General features: G+C 61.6%; 23 protein-coding genes. 10 read left to right on the top strand and 13 right to left on the bottom strand.

From position 1 onward, the window contains the following. Positions 1 to 14: 14 nt before the first annotated feature. From SFY93_RS11190 to SFY93_RS11210, 5 genes are read left to right on the top strand one after another with little or no spacing between them, the layout of a single operon-like run. Complete coding sequence (locus SFY93_RS11190; RefSeq protein WP_320447132.1) at positions 15 to 1,871, top strand: extracellular solute-binding protein; 1,857 nt, start codon at positions 15 to 17, stop codon at positions 1,869 to 1,871. Position 1,872: 1 nt separating this feature from the next. After that, positions 1,873 to 2,979 carry a microcin C ABC transporter permease YejB gene (locus SFY93_RS11195; protein ID WP_149534014.1) on the top strand — a complete coding sequence of 369 codons (1,107 nt, stop codon included), beginning with the start codon at positions 1,873 to 1,875 and terminating at the stop codon, positions 2,977 to 2,979. Next, a complete protein-coding gene (locus SFY93_RS11200) occupies positions 2,979 to 4,157 on the top strand; it encodes an ABC transporter permease (RefSeq protein ID WP_320447133.1) in 1,179 nt (392 codons plus the stop codon). The genes SFY93_RS11195 and SFY93_RS11200 overlap by 1 nt, the downstream gene beginning before the upstream one ends. 9 nt (positions 4,158 to 4,166) lie before the next feature. Beyond that, on the top strand, positions 4,167 to 5,804 hold the full coding sequence (locus tag SFY93_RS11205; RefSeq protein WP_320447134.1) for an ABC transporter ATP-binding protein: 1,638 nt from the start codon (positions 4,167 to 4,169) through the stop codon (positions 5,802 to 5,804). Continuing rightward, complete coding sequence (locus SFY93_RS11210) at positions 5,752 to 6,465, top strand: NUDIX domain-containing protein (RefSeq protein WP_320447135.1); 714 nt, start codon at positions 5,752 to 5,754, stop codon at positions 6,463 to 6,465. Before SFY93_RS11205 ends, SFY93_RS11210 begins: the two co-directional genes overlap by 53 nt. Here SFY93_RS11210 and SFY93_RS11215 read toward each other — a convergent pair. Together SFY93_RS11215 and SFY93_RS11220 are read right to left on the bottom strand one after the other, a co-directional pair. Further along, positions 6,449 to 7,300, bottom strand: coding sequence for a C40 family peptidase (locus tag SFY93_RS11215; protein WP_320447136.1), 852 nt, complete (start codon positions 7,298 to 7,300; stop codon positions 6,449 to 6,451). The genes SFY93_RS11210 and SFY93_RS11215 overlap by 17 nt on opposite strands. Further along, entirely contained in the window at positions 7,293 to 8,675 is a 1,383-nt protein-coding gene (locus SFY93_RS11220; RefSeq protein WP_320447137.1) for a leucyl aminopeptidase family protein, read from the bottom strand. Before SFY93_RS11220 ends, SFY93_RS11215 begins: the two co-directional genes overlap by 8 nt. 172 nt (positions 8,676 to 8,847) lie before the next feature. On the opposite strand from SFY93_RS11220, the gene SFY93_RS11225 reads away from it, so the two are divergent. Continuing rightward, entirely contained in the window at positions 8,848 to 9,648 is an 801-nt protein-coding gene (locus tag SFY93_RS11225) for a tetratricopeptide repeat protein (protein WP_320447138.1), read from the top strand. A gap of 54 nt (positions 9,649 to 9,702) precedes the next feature. On the opposite strand, the gene SFY93_RS11230 is transcribed toward SFY93_RS11225, so the two are convergent. The 10 genes from SFY93_RS11230 to SFY93_RS11275 all read right to left on the bottom strand — a co-directional run bounded on the left by SFY93_RS11230 (position 9,703) and on the right by SFY93_RS11275 (position 18,543). Next, positions 9,703 to 10,677, bottom strand: a complete 975-nt coding sequence (locus SFY93_RS11230) for a type II secretion system F family protein (protein WP_089261544.1) — start codon at positions 10,675 to 10,677, stop codon at positions 9,703 to 9,705. Between the two features lie 10 nt (positions 10,678 to 10,687). Beyond that, positions 10,688 to 11,662: a type II secretion system F family protein gene (locus tag SFY93_RS11235; RefSeq protein ID WP_120288695.1), complete on the bottom strand. Its 975-nt coding sequence runs from the start codon at positions 11,660 to 11,662 to the stop codon at positions 10,688 to 10,690. A gap of 10 nt (positions 11,663 to 11,672) precedes the next feature. Further along, positions 11,673 to 13,127, bottom strand: coding sequence for a TadA family conjugal transfer-associated ATPase (locus tag SFY93_RS11240; RefSeq protein ID WP_093759229.1), 1,455 nt, complete (start codon positions 13,125 to 13,127; stop codon positions 11,673 to 11,675). A 21-nt stretch (positions 13,128 to 13,148) separates the two neighbouring features. Continuing rightward, complete coding sequence (locus SFY93_RS11245; RefSeq protein ID WP_089261540.1) at positions 13,149 to 14,417, bottom strand: CpaE/TadZ family protein; 1,269 nt, start codon at positions 14,415 to 14,417, stop codon at positions 13,149 to 13,151. Then, on the bottom strand, positions 14,414 to 15,148 hold the full coding sequence (locus tag SFY93_RS11250; RefSeq protein WP_414717141.1) for a CpaD family pilus assembly protein: 735 nt from the start codon (positions 15,146 to 15,148) through the stop codon (positions 14,414 to 14,416). Before SFY93_RS11250 ends, SFY93_RS11245 begins: the two co-directional genes overlap by 4 nt. Before the next feature lie 23 nt (positions 15,149 to 15,171). Continuing rightward, positions 15,172 to 16,626 (bottom strand): type II and III secretion system protein family protein, encoded by a 1,455-nt coding sequence (locus SFY93_RS11255; protein ID WP_320447140.1) that lies wholly within the window; start codon positions 16,624 to 16,626, stop codon positions 15,172 to 15,174. A gap of 17 nt (positions 16,627 to 16,643) precedes the next feature. Beyond that, a complete protein-coding gene (gene cpaB, locus SFY93_RS11260; protein WP_320447141.1) occupies positions 16,644 to 17,429 on the bottom strand; it encodes a Flp pilus assembly protein CpaB in 786 nt (261 codons plus the stop codon). 121 nt (positions 17,430 to 17,550) lie between these two features. Then, complete coding sequence (locus SFY93_RS11265; RefSeq protein WP_320447142.1) at positions 17,551 to 18,075, bottom strand: A24 family peptidase; 525 nt, start codon at positions 18,073 to 18,075, stop codon at positions 17,551 to 17,553. 75 nt (positions 18,076 to 18,150) lie between these two features. Next, the gene (locus SFY93_RS11270) at positions 18,151 to 18,291 is read right to left on the bottom strand and encodes a hypothetical protein (protein WP_320447143.1); all 141 of its coding nucleotides are present in this window, start codon (positions 18,289 to 18,291) and stop codon (positions 18,151 to 18,153) included. Between the two features lie 87 nt (positions 18,292 to 18,378). Continuing rightward, positions 18,379 to 18,543, bottom strand: coding sequence for a Flp family type IVb pilin (locus SFY93_RS11275; RefSeq protein WP_089261533.1), 165 nt, complete (start codon positions 18,541 to 18,543; stop codon positions 18,379 to 18,381). Between the two features lie 285 nt (positions 18,544 to 18,828). Here SFY93_RS11275 and SFY93_RS11280 point away from each other — a divergent pair, with 285 nt between their 5' ends. From SFY93_RS11280 to SFY93_RS11295, 4 genes are all read left to right on the top strand, one after another. Beyond that, positions 18,829 to 19,656, top strand: coding sequence for a sterol desaturase family protein (locus SFY93_RS11280; protein ID WP_089263571.1), 828 nt, complete (start codon positions 18,829 to 18,831; stop codon positions 19,654 to 19,656). A 1,072-nt stretch (positions 19,657 to 20,728) separates the two neighbouring features. Next, complete coding sequence (locus SFY93_RS11285) at positions 20,729 to 21,226, top strand: pilus assembly protein N-terminal domain-containing protein (protein WP_320447144.1); 498 nt, start codon at positions 20,729 to 20,731, stop codon at positions 21,224 to 21,226. Positions 21,227 to 21,402: 176 nt separating this feature from the next. Further along, entirely contained in the window at positions 21,403 to 21,951 is a 549-nt protein-coding gene (locus SFY93_RS11290; RefSeq protein WP_320447145.1) for a TadE/TadG family type IV pilus assembly protein, read from the top strand. 17 nt (positions 21,952 to 21,968) lie between these two features. Beyond that, the gene (locus SFY93_RS11295; protein WP_320447146.1) at positions 21,969 to 22,577 is read left to right on the top strand and encodes a TadE/TadG family type IV pilus assembly protein; all 609 of its coding nucleotides are present in this window, start codon (positions 21,969 to 21,971) and stop codon (positions 22,575 to 22,577) included. 152 nt (positions 22,578 to 22,729) lie between these two features. Here the strand turns inward: SFY93_RS11295 and SFY93_RS11300 are convergent, their stop codons facing one another. Continuing rightward, positions 22,730 to 22,942: a cold-shock protein gene (locus tag SFY93_RS11300; protein ID WP_011474122.1), complete on the bottom strand. Its 213-nt coding sequence runs from the start codon at positions 22,940 to 22,942 to the stop codon at positions 22,730 to 22,732. Positions 22,943 to 22,946 lie beyond the last annotated feature (4 nt).

Below are 22,946 nucleotides of genomic sequence, written 5' to 3' on the forward strand. Positions count from 1 at the left end.
GGAGCACATCGCGCATGGCGCAGCTCAATCGTCGGCACGTGCTGGGTCTCGGGATCGGCGCTATTGCGGCGTCACGCTTCAGCCCCGCTTTGGCGCAGGCGCCGAGCGAAGCCCACGGTATCTCCGCCTTTGGCGATCTGAAATATCCGGCCGATTTTCCGAATTTCGACTACGTCAACGTCAAGGCGCCGAAGGGCGGCGCCTTCTCGACGGTGCCGTCGAGCCGTGCATTCAACCAGTCGTTCCAGACCTTCAATTCGCTGAACGCCTATGTTCTGAAGGGCGATGGCGCCCAGGGCATGGGCATGACCTTCGCCCCGCTGATGGTGCGCGCGGGCGACGAGCCAGACGCGATGTACGGGCTGGTCGCGAAGTCCGTGCAGATCTCCGCCGATGGTCTGACCTATCGTTTTACGCTGAGGCCGGAGGCGCGCTTCCATGACGGCAGCAAGCTCACTGCGCGCGATGCGGCGTTTTCGCTGACGGCGCTCAAGACCAAGGGCCATCCCATCATCACGCAGCAGATGCGTGATATGGTGAAGGCCGAGGCTGTCGATGACGTGACGCTGGTGGTGACCTTCGCCGAGAAACGCGGTCGCGACGTGCCGCTGTTTGTCGCCGGCATGCCGATCTTCTCGCAGGCCTATTACGATAAGCGCGCATTCGATGAGACGTCGCTGGAGACGCCGCTCGGTAGCGGTCCCTACAAGGTCGGGCGCTTCGAGGTCGGGCGTTACATCGAATTCGATCGCGTGAAGGACTGGTGGGCCGCAGACCTTCCGGTCAACCGCGGCAGCTACAATTTCGATACGGTACGGTTCGATTTCTATCGCGACCGCGACGTGGCCTTCGAAGGCTTCACCGGCCGCAATTATCTGTATCGCGAGGAGTTCACCTCGCGCATCTGGAACACGCGTTACGATTTCCCGGCGGTGAAGGATGGCCGGGTCAAACAGGAGATGCTGCCTGACGATACACCGTCCGGTGCGCAGGGCTGGTTCCTCAACACACGCCGCGCCAAGTTCAAGGATCCGCGTGTGCGCGAGGCGCTCGGTAACGCATTCGATTTCGAATGGACCAACAAGACCATCATGTATGGCGCCTATGTGCGCACGGTGTCGCCGTTCCAGAACTCCGACCTGATGGCGACCGGCGCGCCGTCGCCGGAAGAGATCGCATTGCTGGAGCCGTTTCGCGACAAGGTGCCGGCCGAGGTTTTCGGAGCGCCCTATCTGCCCCCGACATCGGATGGATCAGGTCAGGACCGTGCGCTGCTGCGCAAGGCCATCCAGCTCCTGAACGACGCCGGCTGCGTAATGAAAGATGGCAAGCGCATGACCGCGCAGGGTGAGCCGTTCAAGATCGAGTTTCTGCTCGATGAGCCTGCTTTCCAGGCGCACCACATGCCCTATATCAAGAATCTCGGTACGCTCGGCATCGAGGCCAGTGTGCGCCTTGTCGATCCCGTGCAATTCCGCGCACGCCGCGACGACTTCGATTTCGATGCGGCCATTGAGCGCTTCAGCTTTTCCACCATTCCTGGCGATTCGCTGCGCTCGTTCTTCTCGATGCAGTCGGCGGCCACCAAGGGCTCGAACAATCTCGCCGGCATTTCCGATCCTGTGGTGGATGCCCTGATGAACGAAGTCATCGCCGCCGATACGCGGCCCAAGCTGGTGTTCGCGGCGCGCGCGCTGGATCGTGTCATCCGTGCCGGCCGCTATTGGGTGCCGCAATGGTATGCGGCCTCGCATCGCGTGGCCTATTGGGATGTGTTCGGCCATCCCGCCAATCTGCCGAAATATATCGGCGTCGGTGCCCCCGATCTGTGGTGGGCGTCCGCAAAACCGTCAAGCGAGCAGGCCAAATAGCATGGGCGCATATATCGCACGGCGCGTGCTGCTGATGTTTCCCACACTGCTGGGAATCCTGTTCGTCTCCTTTGTCGTGGTGCAATTCGCGCCCGGAGGTCCCGTCGAGCGCGTGATCGCGCAACTCAGCGGCGCCGATACCGGCGCGTCGCGCGTCTCCGGTTCGTCCGGCGGCGACTTCGGCAACCGGGCGCAGCCGGGCGCTGCAGGTGATGCGGTGAATTCGAAATATCGCGGCGCGCAGGGGCTCGATCCGGATTTCGTCAAGAGCCTTGAAAAGCAGTTCGGCTTCGACAAGCCGGCGCCGGAACGTTTCGCACTGATGCTGTGGAACTTCGCCCGCTTCGATTTCGGCAAGAGCTATTTCCGCGATACGACGGTGCTGCAGCTGATCAAGGAGAAGCTGCCGGTCTCGATGTCGCTTGGCATCTGGATGATGCTGATCACCTACCTGATCTCGATCCCGCTCGGCATCCGCAAGGCAGTGCAGGACGGCTCGCGCTTCGACACCTGGACCTCGGCGGTCATCATTGTCGGTTTCGCCATTCCCGGCTTCCTGTTTGCGATTCTGCTGATCATTCTGTTCTCGGGCGGATCGTTCTGGAGCATATTTCCGTTGCGCGGCCTGACCTCGGATGGCTGGAGCCAGTTCCCGTGGTACTGGAAGATCATCGATTATGCCTGGCACATGACCTTGCCGCTGATCTCCATGGTGCTTGGCGCCTTCGCCACCATGACGCTGCTGACCAAGAACTCGTTCCTCGATGAAATCCGCAAGCAATATGTGATGACGGCGCGCGCCAAGGGCTGTAACGAGCGGCAGGTGCTCTACAATCACATCTTCCGCAACGCCATGCTGATCGTCATCGCCGGCTTCCCCGGCGCGTTCATTCACGCTTTCTTCTCAGGTTCGCTCCTGATCGAGACCATCTTTTCGCTCGACGGTCTCGGTCTCCTCGGTTTCGAGAGCGTATTGAATCGCGATTACCCCGTAGTGTTCGGCACGCTGTTCATCTTCTCGCTGGTCGGTCTCGTCGTGAATCTCCTGTCCGATCTGGCCTATATGTGGATCGATCCGCGGATCGACTTTGAGGCGCGAGAAGTCTGATGACCATCACCGCGCCCCTTCCCGTGGAAAGTACGACTCAATCGCCGCTCGGCGAGGCCGTGCCCCCGTCGCGTCACCCGCTCGGCATCTCGCCGCTCAACCAGCGCCGCTGGCAGAACTTCAAGTCCAATCGCCGTGGCTACTGGTCGTTCTGGATTTTCCTGTTCCTGTTCTTCGTCTCGCTGTTCGCCGAGGTGATCGCAAATGACCGGCCGTTCTTCATCAAGTTCGACGGCAAGATGTATTTCCCGGCTTTCGTCACCTATTCGGAGACGACGTTCGGCGGTGATTTCGAGACGGCTGCGGACTATCGCGATCCCTTCCTGCAGAAGCTGATTGCCGAGAAGAACGGCACGATCCTCTGGCCGCTGATCCGCTATTCCTACGACACGCACAATCTCGATCTGCCGACGCCGGCGCCATCGAAGCCGACATGGATGCTGACCGAAGAGCAGTGCAAGCCGGTGGTCGAGAAAAAGGGCCTCAAGAGCTGCCGCGATCTCGAATATAACTGGCTCGGCACCGACGATCAGGGCCGCGATGTCGTGGCGCGGCTGATCTACGGCTTCCGCATCTCGGTGCTGTTCGGTCTCGCGCTCACGATCGTTTCGTCAATCATAGGCATCGCCGCAGGCGGTGTGCAGGGCTATTTCGGTGGCTGGGTGGATCTCGCCTTTCAGCGCTTCATCGAGATCTGGAGTGCGATCCCGTCACTTTATCTGCTGCTGATCCTGTCCTCGGTGCTGGTGCCCGGCTTCTTCGTGCTGCTTGGGATCCTGCTGCTGTTCTCATGGGTGTCGCTGGTCGGCCTCGTGCGCGCGGAATTCCTGCGCGGCCGTAACTTCGAATACATCATGGCGGCGCGGGCGCTCGGCGTGTCCAACGCCAAGATCATGATCCGGCATCTGCTGCCGAACGCGATGGTCGCGACGATGACTTTCCTGCCGTTCATCGTCTCGTCCTCGGTGATGACGCTGACTGCGCTGGATTTCCTCGGCTTCGGCCTGCCGCCGGGCTCGCCATCGCTCGGCGAGCTGCTGTCGCAAGGCAAGGCCAATGTGCAGGCGCCATGGCTCGGCTTCACCGGCTTCTTCGCGGTGGCGATCATGCTGTCGCTGTTGATCTTCATCGGCGAGGGCGTGCGCGATGCGTTCGATCCGCGCAAGACGTTCAGGTAGGGCCGCAGCATGGATGCCATCAACCAGCCGCTGCTCGATGTCCGCGATCTCTCGGTCGCGTTCCACCATGGCGGCAATACGTCGGTCGCGGTCGACAAGGTGTCGTTCGAGATCAAACGGGGCGAGTGCGTCGCGCTTGTGGGCGAGTCCGGCTCGGGCAAATCCGTCAGCGCCTTGTCGATCCTGCGGCTGCTGCCGTACCCAACAGCGTCGCATCCGTCCGGCCATATCCGCTTCAAGGGCCATGAGCTCCTGAGCATGTCGGAGCGCGAGATCCGCGGCATCCGCGGCAACGATATCTCGATCATCTTTCAGGAGCCGATGACCTCGCTGAATCCGCTGCACACGATCGGTGCGCAGATCGGCGAGATTCTGCAGCTCCATAACGGCATCCGCGGCAGCAAGGCGCGTGAACGAACGCTGGAATTGCTCACGCAGGTCGGCATTCCCGACCCGGAGACGCGTCTCGCCAGCTATCCGCATCAGCTGTCCGGCGGCCAGCGCCAGCGCGTGATGATCGCGATGGCGCTCGCCAATGAACCGGATCTGTTGATCGCGGATGAACCGACCACGGCACTGGATGTCACGGTGCAGGCGCAGATCCTCGCGCTGCTGGCCGATATCCGGCAGCGACTCGGGATGAGCCTGCTGTTCATCACGCATGATCTCGGCATCGTGCGCCGTATTGCAGACACCGTCTGCGTGATGAACAACGGCAAGATCGTCGAGCAGGGACCGGTGGAGCAGGTCTTCACGGCGCCGCAGCATCCCTATACTAAGGCACTCCTCGCCGCGGAACCGAAGCCCGACCCCGCGCCGCCGCGGCCGGAAGCGCCGGTGGTGATGTCGACGGACGATCTCAAGGTCTGGTTTCCGATCAAGCGTGGACTGCTCCGCAAGACGGTGGGCCACGTAAAGGCAGTGGACGGTGTCAGTCTCAAAGTGCGGCAAGGTGAAACGCTTGGTGTCGTCGGCGAGTCCGGCTCGGGCAAGACCACGCTCGGTCTCGCGCTGCTGCGGCTGATTTCCTCGCAGGGGCCGATCGTGTTCCTGAGCAAGGATATCCAGGGTTTGCAATTCAAGGACATGCGACCGATCCGGCGCGACATGCAGATCGTGTTTCAGGATCCGTTCGGGGCGCTGTCGCCGCGTATGTCGGTCGGCGATATCGTCGCCGAGGGTCTGAGTGTGCATCAGCCGTCGCTGTCAGCGGAGGACCGCGAGGCGCGCGTCGTCAAGGCTCTGCAGGATGTCGGCCTCGATCCCAAGACCCGGTTCCGCTATCCGCATGAATTCTCCGGCGGCCAGCGCCAGCGCATCAGCATTGCGCGCGCTGCCGTGCTGGAGCCAAGCTTCGTTGTACTGGACGAGCCGACCAGCGCGCTCGACATGCTGTTCCAGGCGCAGATGGTGGACCTTTTGCGCGAGCTGCAACGCAAGCGCGATCTCACTTATTTGTTTATCTCACACGATCTGCGCGTAGTCGCGTCACTAGCGAGCCACCTCATCGTGATGCGGCACGGCAAGGTGGTCGAAGAGGGCCCGGCTGCAGATCTGTTCAAGAATCCGAAGAGCGATTACACCCGCGCGCTGTTTGCTGCAGCGTTCAGGATCGAAACGGCACCGGGCGGGGCTGCGGCGCAGTAAGATCATGGCTGAGCATTTGGACAAAGAAGCTGCAATCGCGGACCGCGCTGCCGATGTCGCCGTATCCGCGCCGACCTCGATTGGGCAGGGCTACATGCCCTATGAGCGCTTCGACGTTGCGGTCATTCGTGATGATGATGAAACTCTGCGGCAGCGCCGCGATGTGATCCGTGCGGGCCGTGTTGCGGCAGTTCTGCCGATTGATCTTGCGCGGCAGGAGATCGTGTTGATCCGGCAATTCCGCCTCCCGGCGCATCTGGCCACCGGCCGCGGCGAAATGATCGAGATTGTGGCTGGGCGTGTCGATGGCGGTGAGAGCGCGTTGTCGGCGGCGTCGCGTGAATGTCGCGAGGAGATCGGTATCACTCCGAATCGCCTGCTTGAGCTCTACAGTGTGCTGACGACGCCGGGGATTACAGACGAGTATGTTACGTTCTTTCTTGGCTTCGTTGACACGAGTAAGGTTCCGTCCCGCGGTGGCCTCGTCGGCGAAGCAGAAGATACGCGGCCATTCGTGGTATCGATCGATGCGGCGATCGCTGTGCTTGAGAGTGGTGCTATCTTCAATGGCTTGATGGTCAGTGCCCTGCAGTGGTTGGCGCTGCATCGTGACCGACTGCAGGATTGCTACGAGCGCGCGGTGCCTAGTCCAGCCGTTTGATGCTCGTGACGTTGCTGCCGGCCGCGCTGATCCGCGCAATGGCGCCTTTCGTGTCCTCGATGGCCGTCGCCATGTGATGCGCATTGGCATGGACGATCGTGTTGGCATCGCGGGCGATAGCGACGTGGCTCTTCCAGAAGATCAGGTCGCCGCGCTTCAGGTGCTGCATCTCGGAGTCTGACAGTGTGCGGCCGAGGCTGCTCTCCTGCATGTCGCTGTCGCGGGGGCATCCGGTGCCTGATGCGGTCAATGCGATTTGCACCAGCCCGGAGCAATCGATACCGAGGCTGCTCTTGCCGCCCCAGAGATAAGGCGTGCCAACGAAGCACTCGGCCACGGCAACGAAGTCGGTCTCGAACGCATCGATCTCCGCGACATGCCGCCGCGGCACGCAATGTCCGGCATTCGTCATCGCAAACGCATCGGTCATCTTGACGATGGCCAGGCGCGCGCCCAGCGGCAGCGTATCTGTCGGCGGCAGTTTGATCGAGGGCCCAGGAAAAAGGAACGTCCGGAGCGCGGTCACCTTGTGTGTCGGTATCAGCCCGGGTGGATAGAGCGCGAGATCCGAGAGCCAGCCGACATAGCCGTCGCCATTGAGTTGACCCCAGGCCCAGCCTTCTTCGTTGCGATCGTAGACGGTGAAGAGCTCGCCCTTCAAGGCCTGCGTACTCATTTCGGCGCCGGCGAATGGCTGGAGCCGCATGGAGGTGACGCCATCGACAACTTCGAATTCTTCGCCGTCGACGAAGCGTGCGGCTTCGATCTCGCCTTCAAGATATCGCGCGGCGACGTCCGGGCGTGCGGGCGTGAGCCGGGGATCTCGCTTATCCATAGCGCTGGCTCAATAGTTGATAGATCGCACGTGCCGCCTGACATTCGCCGCCTTCGGGGCGCGCCGGTTTCGCCGATGGTGTCCAGCCATAGATATCCACGTGAAGCCAGCTCTTCGCGGCTTCGACGAAACGCTGCAGAAACAGCGCGCAGGTGATCGAGCCGGCAAAGCCGCCGGAGGGCGCGTTGTTGATATTGGCCACCTTGGAGTCGAGCCAGGCATCGTAGGGAGCCCAGAGCGGCAGCCGCCACAGCGGATCGTTCTGCTCCTTGGCGCAGCGCGCGACGTCCAGCGCCAGCGTCTCGTCATTGGTGTAGTAGGGCGGCAGATCGGGTCCGAGCGCCACGCGTGCAGCGCCGGTCAGTGTACCCAGATCGACCAGCAGGTCCGGCTTCTCCTCATCGGCATAGGCCAGCGCATCGGCGAGCACCAGGCGCCCCTCGGCGTCAGTATTGCCGATTTCGACCGTCGGACCCTTGCGCGATTTGAAAATATCGAGCGGACGAAAGGCATTGCCGGCCACGGCGTTCTCGACAGCAGGGATCAGCACGCGCAACCGCACTTTCAGCTTGGCATCCATCACCATCAGCGCCAGCGCGAGAACATTGGCCGCACCGCCCATATCCTTCTTCATGATCAGCATGCCGCTCGATGGTTTGAGATCGAGGCCGCCGGTGTCGAAGCAGACACCCTTGCCGACCAGCGTCACCTTCGGGTGCGACGGATCACCCCAGGAGAAATCGATCAGTCGTGGCGCGCGCGTCGAGGCTATGCCCACGGCGTGGATCAACGGGAAATTCTGTTGCACGAGGTCGTCGCCCACGATGCAGTTGAACTCTGCGCCAAAACGCGTGGCGAGATTCTTTGCGGCCGCGGCGAGTTCTTCCGGTCCCATATCGTTCGACGGCGTATTGATGAGATCGCGCGCCAGTGCTGCGGCCTCGGCCATACGGCTGATATCGACGACATCGATGCCATCCGGCGGCACCAGCTTCACCTTGGGCTCATCATTCTTGCGATAACGGCCGAAACGATAGCTGCCGAGGGCGAAAGCGAGCACGGCGAGTCGGGTGTCGTGTGGTGCGTTGGCGAAACGGTAGGTGCCCGGCGGCAGCAGGCCGGGCAATTGCCCCGGGCGGAACAGGTCGCGGAAGGTCGCGCCGTCGTCTTCCAGCCCAAAGATGACCTGGGCAATGGCGCCATCCGCCGTCGGCAGCGCCAGCCAGGCGCCGGGTTTCGCCGCAAAACCGTTGGCCGCGGCGAAAGCTTTCGCCGGCGCGGGGAGCGCCGCACTGATCTCTGGCCAGGTCGTCTTGGTTGCGAAGGTGATCGGTATGGCGGATGCGGCGGCAGCGGTCTCGAAGGCGGAATGCATATGCAGAATCTCGCGAAAGGGAGCGGTAATGACACCCAAGCGCAAAGGGCGTCAAGCGACGGTATTGGAGGATATGGCGTGGCCCGCGCCGATTAACCAGCCATTAGGGTTAACACTCTATTGCTGAAGGCATCCGGCTCGCCCGTCCGCTCCATTGTTGAGTCAAAGTGCCATGCGTCAGCCCCCTTGTCTTGCCCGGCTTTTGACGACCGTGGCAGTGACTGCGATCCTGGCCGCAGGCCTTGCCGGCTGCAAGACGGCGGGCATGTCCGATATCACCGGTTCCCTTGGCGCTCGGGCGGAAGCACCAAGCGATGCCGATCCCGCGCGTGCTGCCGAAGTCTATGGCGAACGCTATCGCGCCAATCCTAAGGATGCTGACGCTGCCCTGCGTTACGGCCAGGCGCTCCGGGCCAACGGCCAGCGGGCCCAGGCCGTTTCGGTGTTCGAACAAGCGACCCTGACGAATCCCGGTAACAGGCCGTTGCTGGCAGGCTACGGCCGCGCGCTGGCCGACGCTGGCAGCTTCCAGCGCGCCTTCGATGTGCTGACCACCGCACATAGCCCGGCCAATCCGGACTGGCGTATCCTGTCGGCACAGGGCGCCGTCCTTGACCAGATGGGGAGGCATGACGAAGCCCGCCGTTACTACGACAGCGCTCTGAAGATCAGGCCGGAGGAGCCGTCCGTGCTCTCCAATCTCGGTCTGTCCTACATGCTCTCGAAGGATCTGCTGCAGGCCGAGGCGACGCTGCGCCGCGCGCAGGGCCGCGGCAATGTCGATCCGCGCGTTCGTCAGAATCTCGGTCTCGTGGTTGGCCTGCAGGGCCGGTTCGGTGAAGCGGAATCCATCGTGAAGGCTGACCTGCCGCCAGACGAAGCGGCGGCAAATGTCGCCTATCTCAAGCAGATGCTGAACAGTAAGGGCACGCCGCGTTTGGGCCCCCAGGACGACGCACCGCGTCGGTCGTAATTTCTCGCAGGTCAAATTTCGCAATGACGTTGAGCAAGGCCAAGCTCACCGGCCTCACTGCATCGCTGCGACCTTGATGCCGGTTGGGCCGAGAATGACGACGAACAGAACCGGCAGGAAGAACAGGATCATCGGCACCGTCAGCTTCGGCGGCAGCGCGGCGGCCTTCTTCTCGGCTTCGTTCATGCGCATGTCGCGGTTTTCCTGCGCCATCACGCGAAGGCTCTGACCGAGCGGAGTGCCGTAGCGTTCCGACTGCATCAGCGCCAGACAGACTGATTTGACACCCTCCAATCCGGTACGCTTTGCGAGGTTCTCATATGCAACCTTGCGATCCTGCAGATAGGACAGTTCGGCCGTGGTCAGTGTGAATTCCTCGGCCAGCGCCACCGACTGCGTTCCGATCTCGATGGACACGCGGCGAAACGCGACTTCGATGGACATGCCGGATTCGATACAGATCAGCAGCAGATCGAGAGCATCCGGAAATGCGCGGCGGATCGAAAGCTGGCGTTTGGTGATTGCATTCTTGAGAAAGATCATCGGCGCCTGCAGGCCAAGATAGGCGGCACCGAGGCACATGCCGATCTTGATGGGCATCGACTGTTCCATGCGCGAGATGACGAACACATAGAGGATCGCGAAGACGAGGAACACGATCGGCGTGACGGCGCGGAAGAACAGGAAGGTGATATAGGGCGCTTGGCCGCGATAGCCGGCCATGACCAGCTTGTCGAGCGCGGCTTCCTGCGCCAGCCATTTGCTGAGGTTGAAGTCGGTCACGACCTTGGAGACCAACTGCTTCGGCGTCTGGCGCAGCGACACTCTCTCGCCTTTCGCCATGCGGTCCCGCTCGCGCTGCCGCAGCCGCTCCCGTTCGCTGGCGACCGCTTTCATTCGCTTGGCGAGACCGTCGCCGGCGAATAGCGGCGTCAGCAGGCTGTAGGCCGTTGCTGCAACCGCGATCGCGGCCAGCAGCATCGTCATGAAACGGATGTCGTGAAGCTTTGCTATCAGGAGATCGAGCATGCCAGCACCATCAGAAGTCGAAGTTGATCATGCGCTTCATGACGTAGATGCCGCAGGACATCCAGACCACGCAGGCCGCCAGCATCAGGCGGCCTGTCGGATGGGTCCACAGCAGCGAAATATATTCAGGCGTGCTGAGATAGACGAGCAACATCACGATCGGCGGCAGCGAGCCGATGATGCCGGCGGACGCCTTGGCTTCCATCGACATGGCCTGGATTTTCTCGGCCATCTTCTTGCGGTCGCGCAGCACCTTGGAGAGATTGCCAAGAGCTTCCGAGAGGTTGCCACCCGACTTCTGCTGAATCGCGATGACGATGCCGAAGAAGTTGGCCTCCGGAAGCGGCATGCGCTCATAGAGCCGCGCACAAGCCTCGCCGAGCGGCATACCGATCGTCTGAGTTTCGATGATGGCAAGAAATTCGCTGCGTAGGGGTTCCGACGCGTCGGCGGCGACAACCTTGATCGAGTCGAATAGCGGCAGACCGGCCTTGATACCGCGAACGATGACGTCGACGGCATCTGGAAGCGCTTTGAGGAAGGCCGCCTCGCGCCGCTTCTTGAGAAAGCTGAGGATCCAGCGCGGCAGGCCGAAGCCGGCGGCGAATCCGAGACCGGCGGCCGCGAGCAGACCGCCGCCAAACATCATGGTCATTAGGAAGCTTCCGCCTCCCAGAATGCCGGAGATCACCATGAATTTCTGGTCGCTCCAGTCGAGGCCGGCCTGCGCGATCCGGATTCCGAGCGGGATCTTCTTTTCCTTCTGAAGGCGTGCTTCGACTTCCTTGAGCGATCCTTCGACCTGCTCGCGCCGGGAGCGCTGGTTTCTGTCGACCTGGCGCGCCACGGGCTCCGTCCGCGCGACCGATGCACGGCGGGTTTCGGCCTTTTTCTCGCCGGACAACAGCGGATAGAGAAAAACCCAGGCCAGACCGCCGACAGCGATGCTGGCCATGAATGCCAATGCGAGCGCCTGCATGTTCATCATTCGCTCCTCAGTTCGGCGCTATGACTTCGGCAGCATCGAGCGCCGCCGCGAGCCGCTTCTCCTCGCCGTAATAGCGGGCACGATCCCAGAACCGCGGGCGGCCAATGCCGGTCGAGCGGTGCCGTCCGATGATGTTGCCGTTGGCGTCTTCGCCGACCATGTCGTAGACGAACAGGTCCTGCGTAATGATGGTGTCGCCTTCCATGCCCATCACCTCGGTGATGTGCGTGATGCGGCGCGAACCGTCGCGCAGACGCGCCGCCTGCACGATGACGTCGATCGACGCGCAGATCATTTCGCGAATGGTGCGCGAGGGCAGCGAGAAACCGCCCATGGTGATCATGGATTCGCAGCGCGACAACGCTTCACGCGGATTGTTGGCGTGCAGGGTGCCCATCGAGCCGTCATGGCCGGTATTCATCGCCTGTAACAGGTCGAATGCCTCGGGTCCGCGGACTTCGCCGACGATGATCCGCTCCGGACGCATACGCAGACAGTTGCGCACCAGTTCGCGCATCGTGACCTGGCCTTCGCCCTCGATATTCGGCGGCCGGGTTTCGAGCCGCACCACGTGGGGCTGCTGCAGCTGAAGTTCAGCGGCGTCTTCGCAGGTGATGATGCGCTCGTCGTCGTCGATATAGTTGGTGAGACAGTTCAGCAGCGTGGTCTTGCCCGAACCGGTACCGCCGGAGATCAGCACGTTGGCGCGGCAGCGGCCGATGATCTGAAGGATCTGGGCGCCGTCCGGCGAGATTGCGCCGAATTTGACCAGCTGCTCGAGTGTCAGCTTGTCCTTCTTGAACTTACGAATGGTCAGCGCGGGACCATCGATGGCGAGCGGCGGTACGATGGCGTTGACGCGCGAGCCGTCGGCAAGACGGGCGTCGCAGATCGGTGATGATTCATCGACGCGGCGGCCGACCTGACTGACGATGCGCTGGCAGATATTCAGCAGCTGCTGATTGTCGCGGAAACGGATGCCGGTCTTCTGGATCTTGCCGGCGACTTCGATGAACACCGTGCCGGCGCCATTGACCATGATGTCGGCGATGTCGTCCCGCGCCAGAAGCGGCTCGAGCGGCCCGTAACCGAGCACGTCGTTGCAGATGTCGTCGAGCAGTTCTTCCTGCTCGGCAATGGACATCACGATGTTCTTGATCGCGATGATCTCGTTGACGATGTCGCGGATTTCCTCGCGCGCGGATTCGCCATCGAGCTTGGCAAGCTGCGCGAGGTCGATCGCCTCGATCAGGGCGCCGAAAATCGTCGCTTTGACCTGATAGTAATTTTCGGAGCGGCGCTCTGCGATGACGGGGGCAGGTGCGGCGCGAGCGGGTGACAGCGGCGGCGATGACACAGCTGGTGGCGCAGACGCAGCCATCGCGCCGGGAGAGGGCTCCGGCGCGCTGGCGGGCTTGACGGCCCGGACATCGGTATCTGTTCCGCTACGCTTACCAAACACGACAACACTCCATGCGGCGGATTATTTCGACCGCAACTTCTCCAGGAACGGACCCAGGAAGGATCCTCGTGGCTTCTTGGCCTCGCCGCGGCCCGTCAGCCGCTGCGCAATTTGCAGAAAGAGTTCGGTGGTGCGATGGCCGGCGGCAATTTCGGCAATCATCTGCCCGTTGTTGGCGGCCGAGCCGAACATCTGCGGATCGAACGGGATCGTGACGATCGGCGGTGTCTCGATGGCCTTGGCGAATTCGCTGGCGCTGATTTCGGGCCGCTTTGGAACGCCGACCTGATTGAGGCAGTACAGCGGTGCGCGATCATTGGGGCGTGAGGCCTTGATCAGATCGTACATGTTCTTGGTATTGCGCAGGTTGGCGAGATCCGGTGCTGCAACGATCAGGATGTCGTCCGCGCCGATCAGGGCCCGCTTGGTCCAGCCCGACCATTGATGCGGCACGTCGAGCACGATGCAGGGCATTGTCGACCGCAGCGTGTCAAAGATCGAGTCGAAGGCCTCGGCGCCAAAATCGTAGACGCGGTCCAGCGTGGCGGGGGCAGCCAGCAGGCTGAGATGGTCGGTGCACTTCGACAGCAGACGGTCGATGAAGGCGGTGTCGACACGATCCGGCGAAAACACTGCGTCGGCGATGCCTTGCGGCGGGTCCTGGTTGTAGTCCAGCCCGGCGGTTCCAAAGGCAAGATCGAGGTCGGCGACAACGGAGTCCAGTGCCAGATCGCGCGCGATCGCCCAGGCGACGTTGTGAGCGATGGTGGACGCGCCGACGCCGCCCTTGGCGCCGACTACGGCAATGATACGGCCGACCGCCTTGGCTTCCGGCGCCGAGAACAGTCCGCAGATCGAACGAACGACGTCGATAGTCGCAACAGGCGCGATCACGTAGTCGCTGACACCGCGACGAACGAGCTCGCGGTAGAGCGTGACATCGTTGACCTTGCCGATCACCACCACGCGGGTGCCGGAATCGCAAACCGTCGCCAGTTGATCAAGGCCGGCGAGAATGTCACCGCGCGGTTCGGTCTCGAGAACGATGACGTTAGGCGTCGGTGCCGACCGATAGGCCTCGATGGCCGCAGGCATGCCGCCCATCTGGATCTTGATGTGAGCTTTGCCCAGACGCCTGTCCTCGGCGGCGGCCTGCACAGCGGCAGCGGTTTCCACTGTCTCGCAGAACGCCTGCACCGACACCCGCGGTGCCGGCGCAATATGCTCCTCTGCCGCGGGTGTTGCGGCGGAGGGCTGCTCGTCTGCGGTTTTCTGCGCGTAGCTAATCATTGGCCCACATTGCTGATTCTGGTCTTGTCTTCGGGATAGGTCGTCGCGGTGCTCTCACCCTTGCGATACTTGTCCAGCACGACGGTACGTCGGCCGGAATAGACAGGGGTTTCGGCGCGCGGCTGAACCAGGTCCGAAGGATTGGCGACCATGGCGGCGAGATTGCGTTGCTGGGCGCAGCCGAGATTGTAATATGGCTTGTTCGCGAGATAGCCCTTGTTCTTGATCGACGACGCAAGGTCGTCGGGCCAGGTGCCGCACGGACCGGCCGAAGCCGCGATCAGCGGGTAGCTGACGCGGATGGTCGGCAACATACGCGGATCGCTCGGCTGATAGCTACGCATCAGGACGCCGTTCTGGGGCACGCCAATCGCCATCAGGAGCGAATGAACCTCACGATAAGACTCTCTGGCGGCGCGTGCATTCGGTGTATTGACCGGCACCTCCGCAGTGATGACGCCGGTGCCTTCGCGCAACCAGTCCTGACCGAGCGATACGACATCCGCGCGCTGTGTGGCCGACAGGCCGCCGCGCTGGCTGCCGACGAAGACCTCGGTGGTCTTGGCCCGTTCTTCGACAACGATGGGATGCCGCAGCCGGTAATCGTCCGGTATGCTCGACGTGGTGTCCTGCGCAACGGTCTTGCAGCCGCCGAGCGCAAGCGCCAGGAACAGCAGCGCGCCAGTGGCGGTCCGTGTGCGCGAAGAGTGTATCGCTGTGTGATTGATCATGGTCATCGGATACTTGCCCCGTCTCAATCCGTGATGAAGCCGAAAACGCCACGATAGCTGCGCGTCGGTTGGGTCGGCTCGGTGCGGTGCGGTGCGCCATAGATGCGGTTGACGTTGCCGAGCAGATCGGCCTGCGGATCGGATGCATCCACGAAGCCGTCATCCGGACGCGAGAGATCCTTCTGCGCGACGGCGCGGACCACATAGGGCGTGACCAGGACCATCAGCTCGGTGTTGTTGTTGACGTAATCCCGGCTGCGGAACAGCGTGCCCAGCACAGGCAATTGCGACATGCCCGGCAGGCCGCTGATGGCCGCTTTGGTCTGCTGCTTGATAAGGCCGGCCATTACCATCGAACCGCCGGACGGAATCTCGAGCGTGGTGTCCGCGCGGTTGACCTTGATCGCCGGGATCGACGTTCCGCTGATCGTGACGGAATTTTCCTGCGATAGCTCGGAGACTTCGGTACCGACACGCAGGCTGATACGACCTTCGCTCAGAACCACCGGCGTGAAGCCCAGCGAAATGCCGAATTTCTTGAAGGTGATCTGCGTCGTACAGATCCGCGTCGTGGGATCGCAGGTATTGCCGCCGGGGACCGGGAATTCACCACCCGCAAGGAAATTGGCGGTCTCGCCGGAGATCGCGGTCAGCGTGGGCTCGGCAAGCGTCCGGATGACGCCGGCGTTTTCCATCGCCTTCAGCGTCGCCGTGACGGATGGCGTCGATCCGAAGGATGCCTTGAGGGCATTATCGCCGACCAGGCTGCTGCCGCGCGCCGTGAACGGGTTGCTATTGTTGAAGTTGACGACGGACGTGCCGTAGCTCATCGATGCCGACAGATCGACGCCGAGCTGCTTGACGATGTTGCGCTGGACTTCCGCGACTGTGACCTTGAGCATGACCTGATCACGCCCGCGTACCGAGATGCTGTTCACGACCTTGTCCATGCCACCGACGAGGCGCGCCGCGAGGTCCGCGGCCTGCTGCGCTTCGACCTGACTCGATGCCGTACCCGACAGCATCACGCCATCGCCGAGACCTTCGATGCGAATATCCGTATTGGGCATGGTCTGCTTGAGCGCGGCCCGAATACCGTTCAGGTCGCGCGTGACGGCGATATCATAGGCGGCGATCTGCTGGCCGTTGACGTCGAAGAATACGATGTTGGTCTGGCCTACGGTCGCGCCAATGATGTAGGCGCGCTGTGCCGAACGCACGACGGCGTTGGCGATCTTGGGATCGGCGACCAGCACATCCTTGATGTCGCGCGGCAGGTCGATGACGATCGACTTGCCGATGCCGAGCGGCAGGAATTTCGCGTTCAAGGCGCCGGCGCTGCCGGCTTGCATGGACGCGGAGTCGGCCGCGAAAACGGGCGTCAATACGAGATTGATCGTGAGCGCCGTGATGGCGGTGAGCGACAGCGCGCGGGCTGCAAGAGCCCGCATCGATCCGCCTGTTGTGATGCGCTTCATCGCCTGCGTCCTCTTGATCACTTCGTCATGGTCGCGGTCGACGGGATGCCGTAACGCACGATGCTAATGCTGTCGCGCTTGCCGCCATTGGGATCTTCGACCGGCGCAGACGCGTTAGCGTCGACCAGGGCCCGCAACGCCAGTGAGATCGTGCCGCTCTGCCGCGCGCGGGCGAGCAACTCGGCCTGTTCGGGCTTCAATTCGAGCGTTGCGGTCTTGCCGACGACTGAGTTCTGACCGTCCTTTTCCTTGGGCGCCTGATCGATGGCGAGAATGCGGATATTGTTCAGGATGATCTCGGAGTTGATGACCTCAATGCCGCTGCGATCCGTACCGCGTTCGCGCTTCGACAGGATCACGTCGACGCGGTCGTTTGGCAGGATGAAGCCGCCGGCGCCGGTTTCCGGCGAAATTTCGGTGGAGACGGCGCGCATGCCGGTCGGCAGAACGGCGGCCATGAAGCCAGCGCCATTGGCGCGCACCAGTTTCGGTTCGCGGATCGGTTCGCCGGCAATGAAGGCCGAACGCGCGATGGAGCCGGCGATTTGCGTCGCTGCGTCCGGGCGGCTGTTACGGCTGATGACATTGGTGCTCGCCGCTGATGCGGGCCAGGACTGCCACTGGACATCATCGGGACCGAGCGCCTGACCGAGCGCGATATCGGCCTTGGCAACGAGAACGTCAGTTGTCGGGGCTTCGGCGACCTGAGGGGGCGGCGGTGCGTCCGATGTGCTCGCAAGATATAGCGCCACACTGCCAGCGCCGAGTGCAATGGCGAGGACCACAATGCGTGCGGTATTCATACGCTTCAACTTTCCACATTACGCCGCGACGCTGCCGCCGCTGTAACGGGAGTTGACCAGTTATTCGTCAAAGCATGGTTAATGAGCGGTATCTAAATCGCGTTAATAAAAAGTTCCGATCTTAGCGAAGCGCGAGACGCGCCAGGTCGATCGTCTTTACCCAGTCGGTGTCGGGGTAAACGAGCAGTGCGCCGAGGGCGAGGGCGATACCGTAGGGGATGCCGGTTTCCTTGTGATGCAGACGCATCAGCCAGGCCTGGCCGCCGAGCGCATAGGGCAGCGGCCACTGCCGGAACTGGAGCAGCAGCAACGTGAGCGCGCCGCCGAACAGCGAGGCGTAAACGAGGTAGTTCAGGAGATGGTCGAAGCCGAACCACAATCCCGCGGCTGCGGCGAGCTTGGCATCGCCGCCACCGATCCAGCCGAACGCGAAACAGGCGAAAGCGACCACCAGCACGGTCGCCCCCGCGCCGAGATGCGACAGCGCATCGTGAAGACCCATCCCGCCGAAGATCGCCAGTACAGCGAAGCCCGCCACCAGCAGCAGCGAGATGCGGTTCGAAATGGTCATCGTGAAAAGGTCGCTGATCGCCGCATAGGCCATCAGGCCCGGGAACAGCAGGAGGCGCGTCAAGTCGAGGATCATGGCTTCAAGGGCCCGTTACGGCGACGACGGAAAACCTAGCCAGCAGAAATGAACAATCGGACAACAAGAAAGAATTTACCAAACGCTGGCGATCTGGATCGCAACAGCGACCAGCGCGAGGATCAATGCGGCGCAGACCAGGCCGGCAGGGTCGCGGAGCGAGATCTGAAGTTCCTGCAGGACAAAGCGGGGAATGTCCGGGTGTCTCATACGCATTACACTTTTGACGAGGACGGCTCAGCAGCATTCCGAAACAAAAAAGGCTCCGGACACCGGAGCCTTTGATGCACTCGTAACAGTCGCTTACTTGAGCGAGCCGTTGATCGAGGTGAACTTGCCGTTCAGGTTCGAGCCGAGGCCGTTAACGACCGCGATGATGGCCAGCGAGATGCCGGCAGCAATCAGGCCGTATTCGATAGCGGTGGCGCCGGACTCATCCTTCATGAAACGCGAAACGAGGTTCTTCATAATACAAAACTCCATATGTGCACGTGGCTGTCGATCGTGATGCCTGGTCTCCCCGGCGTTCTCAGCACCGTGACCATGAGGGAACACTAGGAGTGGGGAATTGCAGTGCGGTTAATTCGATTGATGAAAGTCGGTCGCATTTGTCTCTTCTTTTGCACGGTAAATACCTACTTAAGGCGATTTTAGAATGACTTGGGTGTGATGACACTAGGCGTGTCCTTTTCGCTTCATCGCTCCTTAAGCATACCGCGGTAACTCTTGGCCTCCGGAGCCTACGAGGTCGCGATGACTATACTCCCCATGGAAGTCCTGAACATGTTCGGCGAGACCATCATGAAGGTGGTGCCGATCACGCTCGTTGTTGCGGTGGTCTTTACGGTGCTGACGCATTTCTGGGCCTGCAATCCCGGCAAGCACTGGTGGCGCAAGACGGAGATCGTGACCGACGTGGTCTACTGGTTCTTCGTGCCGCTGATCACCCGCGTCGTGCGAATCGGACTGCTCGTGGTCGGCGCGGCCGTCGTCTTCAATATTCACGATGCCGATGAACTGATTGCCTTCTACGACAACGGCCACGGGCCGCTGGCGCAGATGCCGCTCTGGGTACAGGGGATATTCTTCCTCGTGGTGTCCGACTTCATGCTGTACTGGCTGCACCGGATGTATCACGGCGGCGGCTTTTGGAAATACCACGCGATCCATCACTCCTCGGAAGAGATCGACTGGATCTCGGCGGCGCGGTTTCACCCGGTCAATCTGTTTCTCGGCACCGTCGCGGTTGACGTGCTGCTATTGATGGCCGGTATCTCGCCGAACATCATGTTGTGGGTCGGACCGTTCACGACCTTCCACTCGGCTTTCGTGCACGCCAATCTGAACTGGACCCTCGGGCCGTTCAAATATGTGCTGGCGACGCCGGTGTTTCACCGCTGGCACCACACGTCGCTGGAGCGCGGCGGCAACACCAACTTCGCCGGCACATTTCCGATCTGGGACATCATGTTCGGGACCTTCCGCATGCCGAAGGGGGAACTGCCGGACAATTACGGTGTCGACGGCGAGCCTTTGCCGACCGAATTCACCGGGCAACTGGCCTATCCGTTCAAGCAGTAGCAGCTCTTCCTGCTCCTCCCCCAAGCGGCGTAGCCGCGCGACGCGGGGAGGGTGGATCGATCCATGCGAGCGTTCAGCGAGCGACGTGACGGGTGGGGTGGTGCAACAGGCGCCGCTCTCACGTGGGGAGGGACCCCACCCCGGCCTCCACTTCGTCGATGCTTCGCATCGCCTCGCTCGACCGACCCTCCCCACTGCGCTTCGCTTGGGGGAGGGATATTTCTGGCGCCAGAGCGCCGTTGGTGATCCAAATTTCAAACAGCCACTGTTTTTCAGACATGCGTCATCACCCCCATTGTTTGCGGCGCGGGGGCGCCGTCGTCTCTTGCATTCCCGCCCCCTTGTGAGAGGGCGTGCGGAACGCCGGGTGCCCGTTGCACCCTTGGGCCTGATGCGATGCGGTCTTCCGCAAGGGGTAATGCATCAGGACTTTCGGAGGCGCCGAGCGATTGCCTGGCGTTCCGCATACGGTGTTTTTTCGGTTGCTTGCACTTTGCCTCAGCGAACGATCCGATCACCGAATTAAAGTCCCAAGGCGATGGGAAGGGAGCCTCAAGCGAATAGGCCGAACGCGTTTTGACTTGGTCGTCCGTCACACTGTCCAGGATTCTTTCCATCCGAAGGTCGGCCGTCTCCTTGCCAGTGGCAGTGCTGGCGCAGATCCGTCCTGCCCGAAGACAGACGTCACCCATGAACCGCGTAACGCCGCATCTCCGGCGTCCACCGCATCCCACCCCCCGAACGTGACGATCGCGCTCGCCCCTCTCATCGGGGTCGGACGGAAGGGAATATAAACCTTAAAGGGATATTGTCAACGGGAGATAGGAAAAAATGTTTGAGGGTGTTTCCTCGCCACAAACTCGTCATTCCGGGTTCAGTTCGGCCCGCTTCGCGGTCCGTCCTGCCCCGGAATGCCAGTCAATCCAGGCTTCCTAAGCCGGGACAGCGTCCATCATGCACCCTGCCACCGCCGTTTCCAGTTCCTTCATCAATTAACGGCACATTTGCCATGTCGGGCGCCGGCACCGCTGCGTATCTGCTTTTGTCGGCTTGTATCGTCCCGGAGTACAGGATGTCGTTTCAGTCGAAGCGCGCGCGGATGCGCGCGGTGTTTGTGGCCCGTGCTCTGGTGGCAGGGACCATGCTGTTGCCGGCGGGCGGTCTTGCGGCCCCTGCGAATGATCTGATCGCAGTCAGCGTCGATCAGGCCAGGCTCGTCAAATTTCCCGAGAAGATCGCGACCATCGTGGTCGGCAACCCCTTGATCGCCGATGTGACGCTGCAGGCTGGCGGCATGGTCGTCGTCACCGGCAAGAGCTATGGCGCCACCAATGTGATTGCCATTGATCGCCAGGGCTCCGTGCTGATGGACCGCGTTATTCAGGTGGAAGGCCCGACCGACAAGGTCGTGACGGTCTATCGCGGTATGAGCCGGGAGACCTATAGCTGCGCGGCGAATTGCGAGCGGCGTTTGACGCTGGGTGACGGGGAAACCTTCTTCAAGTCGACGATGGATCAGGCCGGCGCCATCGGCAGTCAGGCCGCGACGATCGGGGCGAGGAACAACTAAGCCACCACTTTTCGTCGGTCAGACCAATCCCGCCGGACACCATCGCAAGCGTTGCCACATGGTTAATTGCGGGTTAACGCAGCGAGCCATCTTGTCTCGATCCGGCGAAACACTTCAACAATCTGTTTCCGATACATCTCGGCGGTAGTTATTTCCTATCACCGAGGCACTTGCAGATGCTGCTACCGCTGATTTCGATGGCGACGCTCGCCGGGCGCCTGCGCCGCTTCGGCCATAACAGCAGCGGCTCGGCCGCGGTCGAATTCGCTATGATTGCGCCGGTCTTCTTCGCGCTGATTTTTGCCATCATGGAAACCGGCATGGTGTTCTTCGCCGGTCAGGTCCTTGAAACCGCCGTCGAGGATGGTGCGCGGTCGGTCTATACGTGTTCCGCTGCAGCTAAAGTCGTCGATTTCAAAACGCCGATCTGCGCGCGCACATCGGCGCTGATGGATTGCGCCAAGATCGACATCGACGTGCGCTCGTACGATCCCGGCACAACGATCAACATTTCGAATCCGATCGACGCCGGCGGCAACTACGTGTCGACGAATTTCGTCTACGAGCCGCCGGCTTGTCCGACCAGCAAGACGGTGGTCGTGCGCGCCTTCTATCAGTGGCCGCTCTATGTGACGGGCCTCGGCTACAACATCGCTAATATCGATCGCTTAAAGACCACCAACAAGCGATTGCTGGCCGCGACAGCGGCGACCGGGCCGCAGTGATGGCAGGGATCGGGACAATGCGCGTGCGGATGGCAGCACTGGCAGCCTGGCGACGGGCCTTGCTGTTGCGAGACGATACGAGAGGCGTCTCCGCGGTCGAGTTCGCGATGATCATTCCGCTGATATTCCTGATGTTCTTCGGCATGCTGGACCTTACCAACGGCTTTGCCATCGATCGCAAAGTCAGCCAGATCTCACAGGGCATGGCCGACCTGGCGTCACGTTACACGACACTGGCGGAAACCGATGTCTCGAATTTCTTCATCATCGCCGATGCGATGCTGACGCCCTATGACAAGACGCAGCTCAAGGCGTCGATCAGTCAGGTATATATCGATCCGTCGACCAAGATCGCCAAGGTGGTGTGGACGCGCGGCGATTTTCTTGTCGGGAAAGTGGTCAGGAAAGTGAACGACATCGTATCGGTTCCCACCAATCTGATCGTCAAGGACGCCAACGGGAACTATCTGCCGAACCAGTATCTGATCCTCGGCGAGGCCAACTATGACTACGTGCCGACAATCGGCTGGGTCGTGCCGAAGGGCGGGCTCGCGCTGTCCGATGCGATGTTCACGCGCCCGCGGCAAACGTCATGCGTCGTGATGGTGACGAGCTGCACGCCGTAATTTGCGATCATGCGCTGCGCATTTGTAGTTGCGGCGAACGATCATCGATCCATTTTCCCGGATCATGCTTCAGCAAAAAGGCCGCGCTCGAGAGCGCGGCCTTTTCGTATTCAGTCGATCAGTTCGCAAGCATCAAGCTCGCGAGTGATCGTTTAGCCTGCGGCGCGGAGATTGTCGGCCGACGACTTGCCGGAACGACGGTCAGCAACGATTTCGTAGCTGATCTTCTGGCCTTCACGCAGGGTGCCGAGACCGGCACGCTCAACGGCGCTGATGTGAACGAACACGTCGTTGCCACCATCGTCCGGCTGAATGAAGCCGAAGCCCTTGGTCGCGTTAAACCACTTCACTGTTCCCATGCTCATGGGG

It is taken from the genome of Tardiphaga sp. 42S5 (assembly GCF_034044155.1).
Taxonomy (GTDB): Bacteria; Pseudomonadota; Alphaproteobacteria; order Rhizobiales; family Xanthobacteraceae; genus Tardiphaga; species Tardiphaga robiniae.

What these genes read in the sequence shown, in the direction of transcription:
- SFY93_RS11190 (WP_320447132.1), top strand. Translation starts at nt 15, where the DNA reads ATGGCGCAGCTCAATCGTCGGCACGTGCTGGGTCTCGGGATCGGCGCT.
- SFY93_RS11195 (WP_149534014.1), top strand. Translation starts at nt 1,873, where the DNA reads ATGGGCGCATATATCGCACGGCGCGTGCTGCTGATGTTTCCCACACTG.
- SFY93_RS11200 (WP_320447133.1), top strand. Translation starts at nt 2,979, where the DNA reads ATGACCATCACCGCGCCCCTTCCCGTGGAAAGTACGACTCAATCGCCG.
- SFY93_RS11205 (WP_320447134.1), top strand. Translation starts at nt 4,167, where the DNA reads ATGGATGCCATCAACCAGCCGCTGCTCGATGTCCGCGATCTCTCGGTC.
- SFY93_RS11215 (WP_320447136.1), bottom strand. Translation starts at nt 7,300, where the DNA reads ATGGATAAGCGAGATCCCCGGCTCACGCCCGCACGCCCGGACGTCGCC.
- SFY93_RS11220 (WP_320447137.1), bottom strand. Translation starts at nt 8,675, where the DNA reads ATGCATTCCGCCTTCGAGACCGCTGCCGCCGCATCCGCCATACCGATC.
- SFY93_RS11225 (WP_320447138.1), top strand. Translation starts at nt 8,848, where the DNA reads ATGCGTCAGCCCCCTTGTCTTGCCCGGCTTTTGACGACCGTGGCAGTG.
- SFY93_RS11230 (WP_089261544.1), bottom strand. Translation starts at nt 10,677, where the DNA reads ATGCTCGATCTCCTGATAGCAAAGCTTCACGACATCCGTTTCATGACG.
- SFY93_RS11235 (WP_120288695.1), bottom strand. Translation starts at nt 11,662, where the DNA reads ATGAACATGCAGGCGCTCGCATTGGCATTCATGGCCAGCATCGCTGTC.
- SFY93_RS11245 (WP_089261540.1), bottom strand. Translation starts at nt 14,417, where the DNA reads ATGATTAGCTACGCGCAGAAAACCGCAGACGAGCAGCCCTCCGCCGCA.
- SFY93_RS11250 (WP_414717141.1), bottom strand. Translation starts at nt 15,148, where the DNA reads ATGATCAATCACACAGCGATACACTCTTCGCGCACACGGACCGCCACT.
- SFY93_RS11255 (WP_320447140.1), bottom strand. Translation starts at nt 16,626, where the DNA reads ATGAAGCGCATCACAACAGGCGGATCGATGCGGGCTCTTGCAGCCCGC.
- cpaB (WP_320447141.1), bottom strand. Translation starts at nt 17,429, where the DNA reads ATGAATACCGCACGCATTGTGGTCCTCGCCATTGCACTCGGCGCTGGC.
- SFY93_RS11265 (WP_320447142.1), bottom strand. Translation starts at nt 18,075, where the DNA reads ATGATCCTCGACTTGACGCGCCTCCTGCTGTTCCCGGGCCTGATGGCC.
- SFY93_RS11270 (WP_320447143.1), bottom strand. Translation starts at nt 18,291, where the DNA reads ATGCGTATGAGACACCCGGACATTCCCCGCTTTGTCCTGCAGGAACTT.
- SFY93_RS11275 (WP_089261533.1), bottom strand. Translation starts at nt 18,543, where the DNA reads ATGAAGAACCTCGTTTCGCGTTTCATGAAGGATGAGTCCGGCGCCACC.
- SFY93_RS11280 (WP_089263571.1), top strand. Translation starts at nt 18,829, where the DNA reads ATGACTATACTCCCCATGGAAGTCCTGAACATGTTCGGCGAGACCATC.
- SFY93_RS11285 (WP_320447144.1), top strand. Translation starts at nt 20,729, where the DNA reads ATGTCGTTTCAGTCGAAGCGCGCGCGGATGCGCGCGGTGTTTGTGGCC.
- SFY93_RS11290 (WP_320447145.1), top strand. Translation starts at nt 21,403, where the DNA reads ATGCTGCTACCGCTGATTTCGATGGCGACGCTCGCCGGGCGCCTGCGC.
- SFY93_RS11295 (WP_320447146.1), top strand. Translation starts at nt 21,969, where the DNA reads ATGCGCGTGCGGATGGCAGCACTGGCAGCCTGGCGACGGGCCTTGCTG.
- SFY93_RS11300 (WP_011474122.1), bottom strand. Translation starts at nt 22,942, where the DNA reads ATGAGCATGGGAACAGTGAAGTGGTTTAACGCGACCAAGGGCTTCGGC.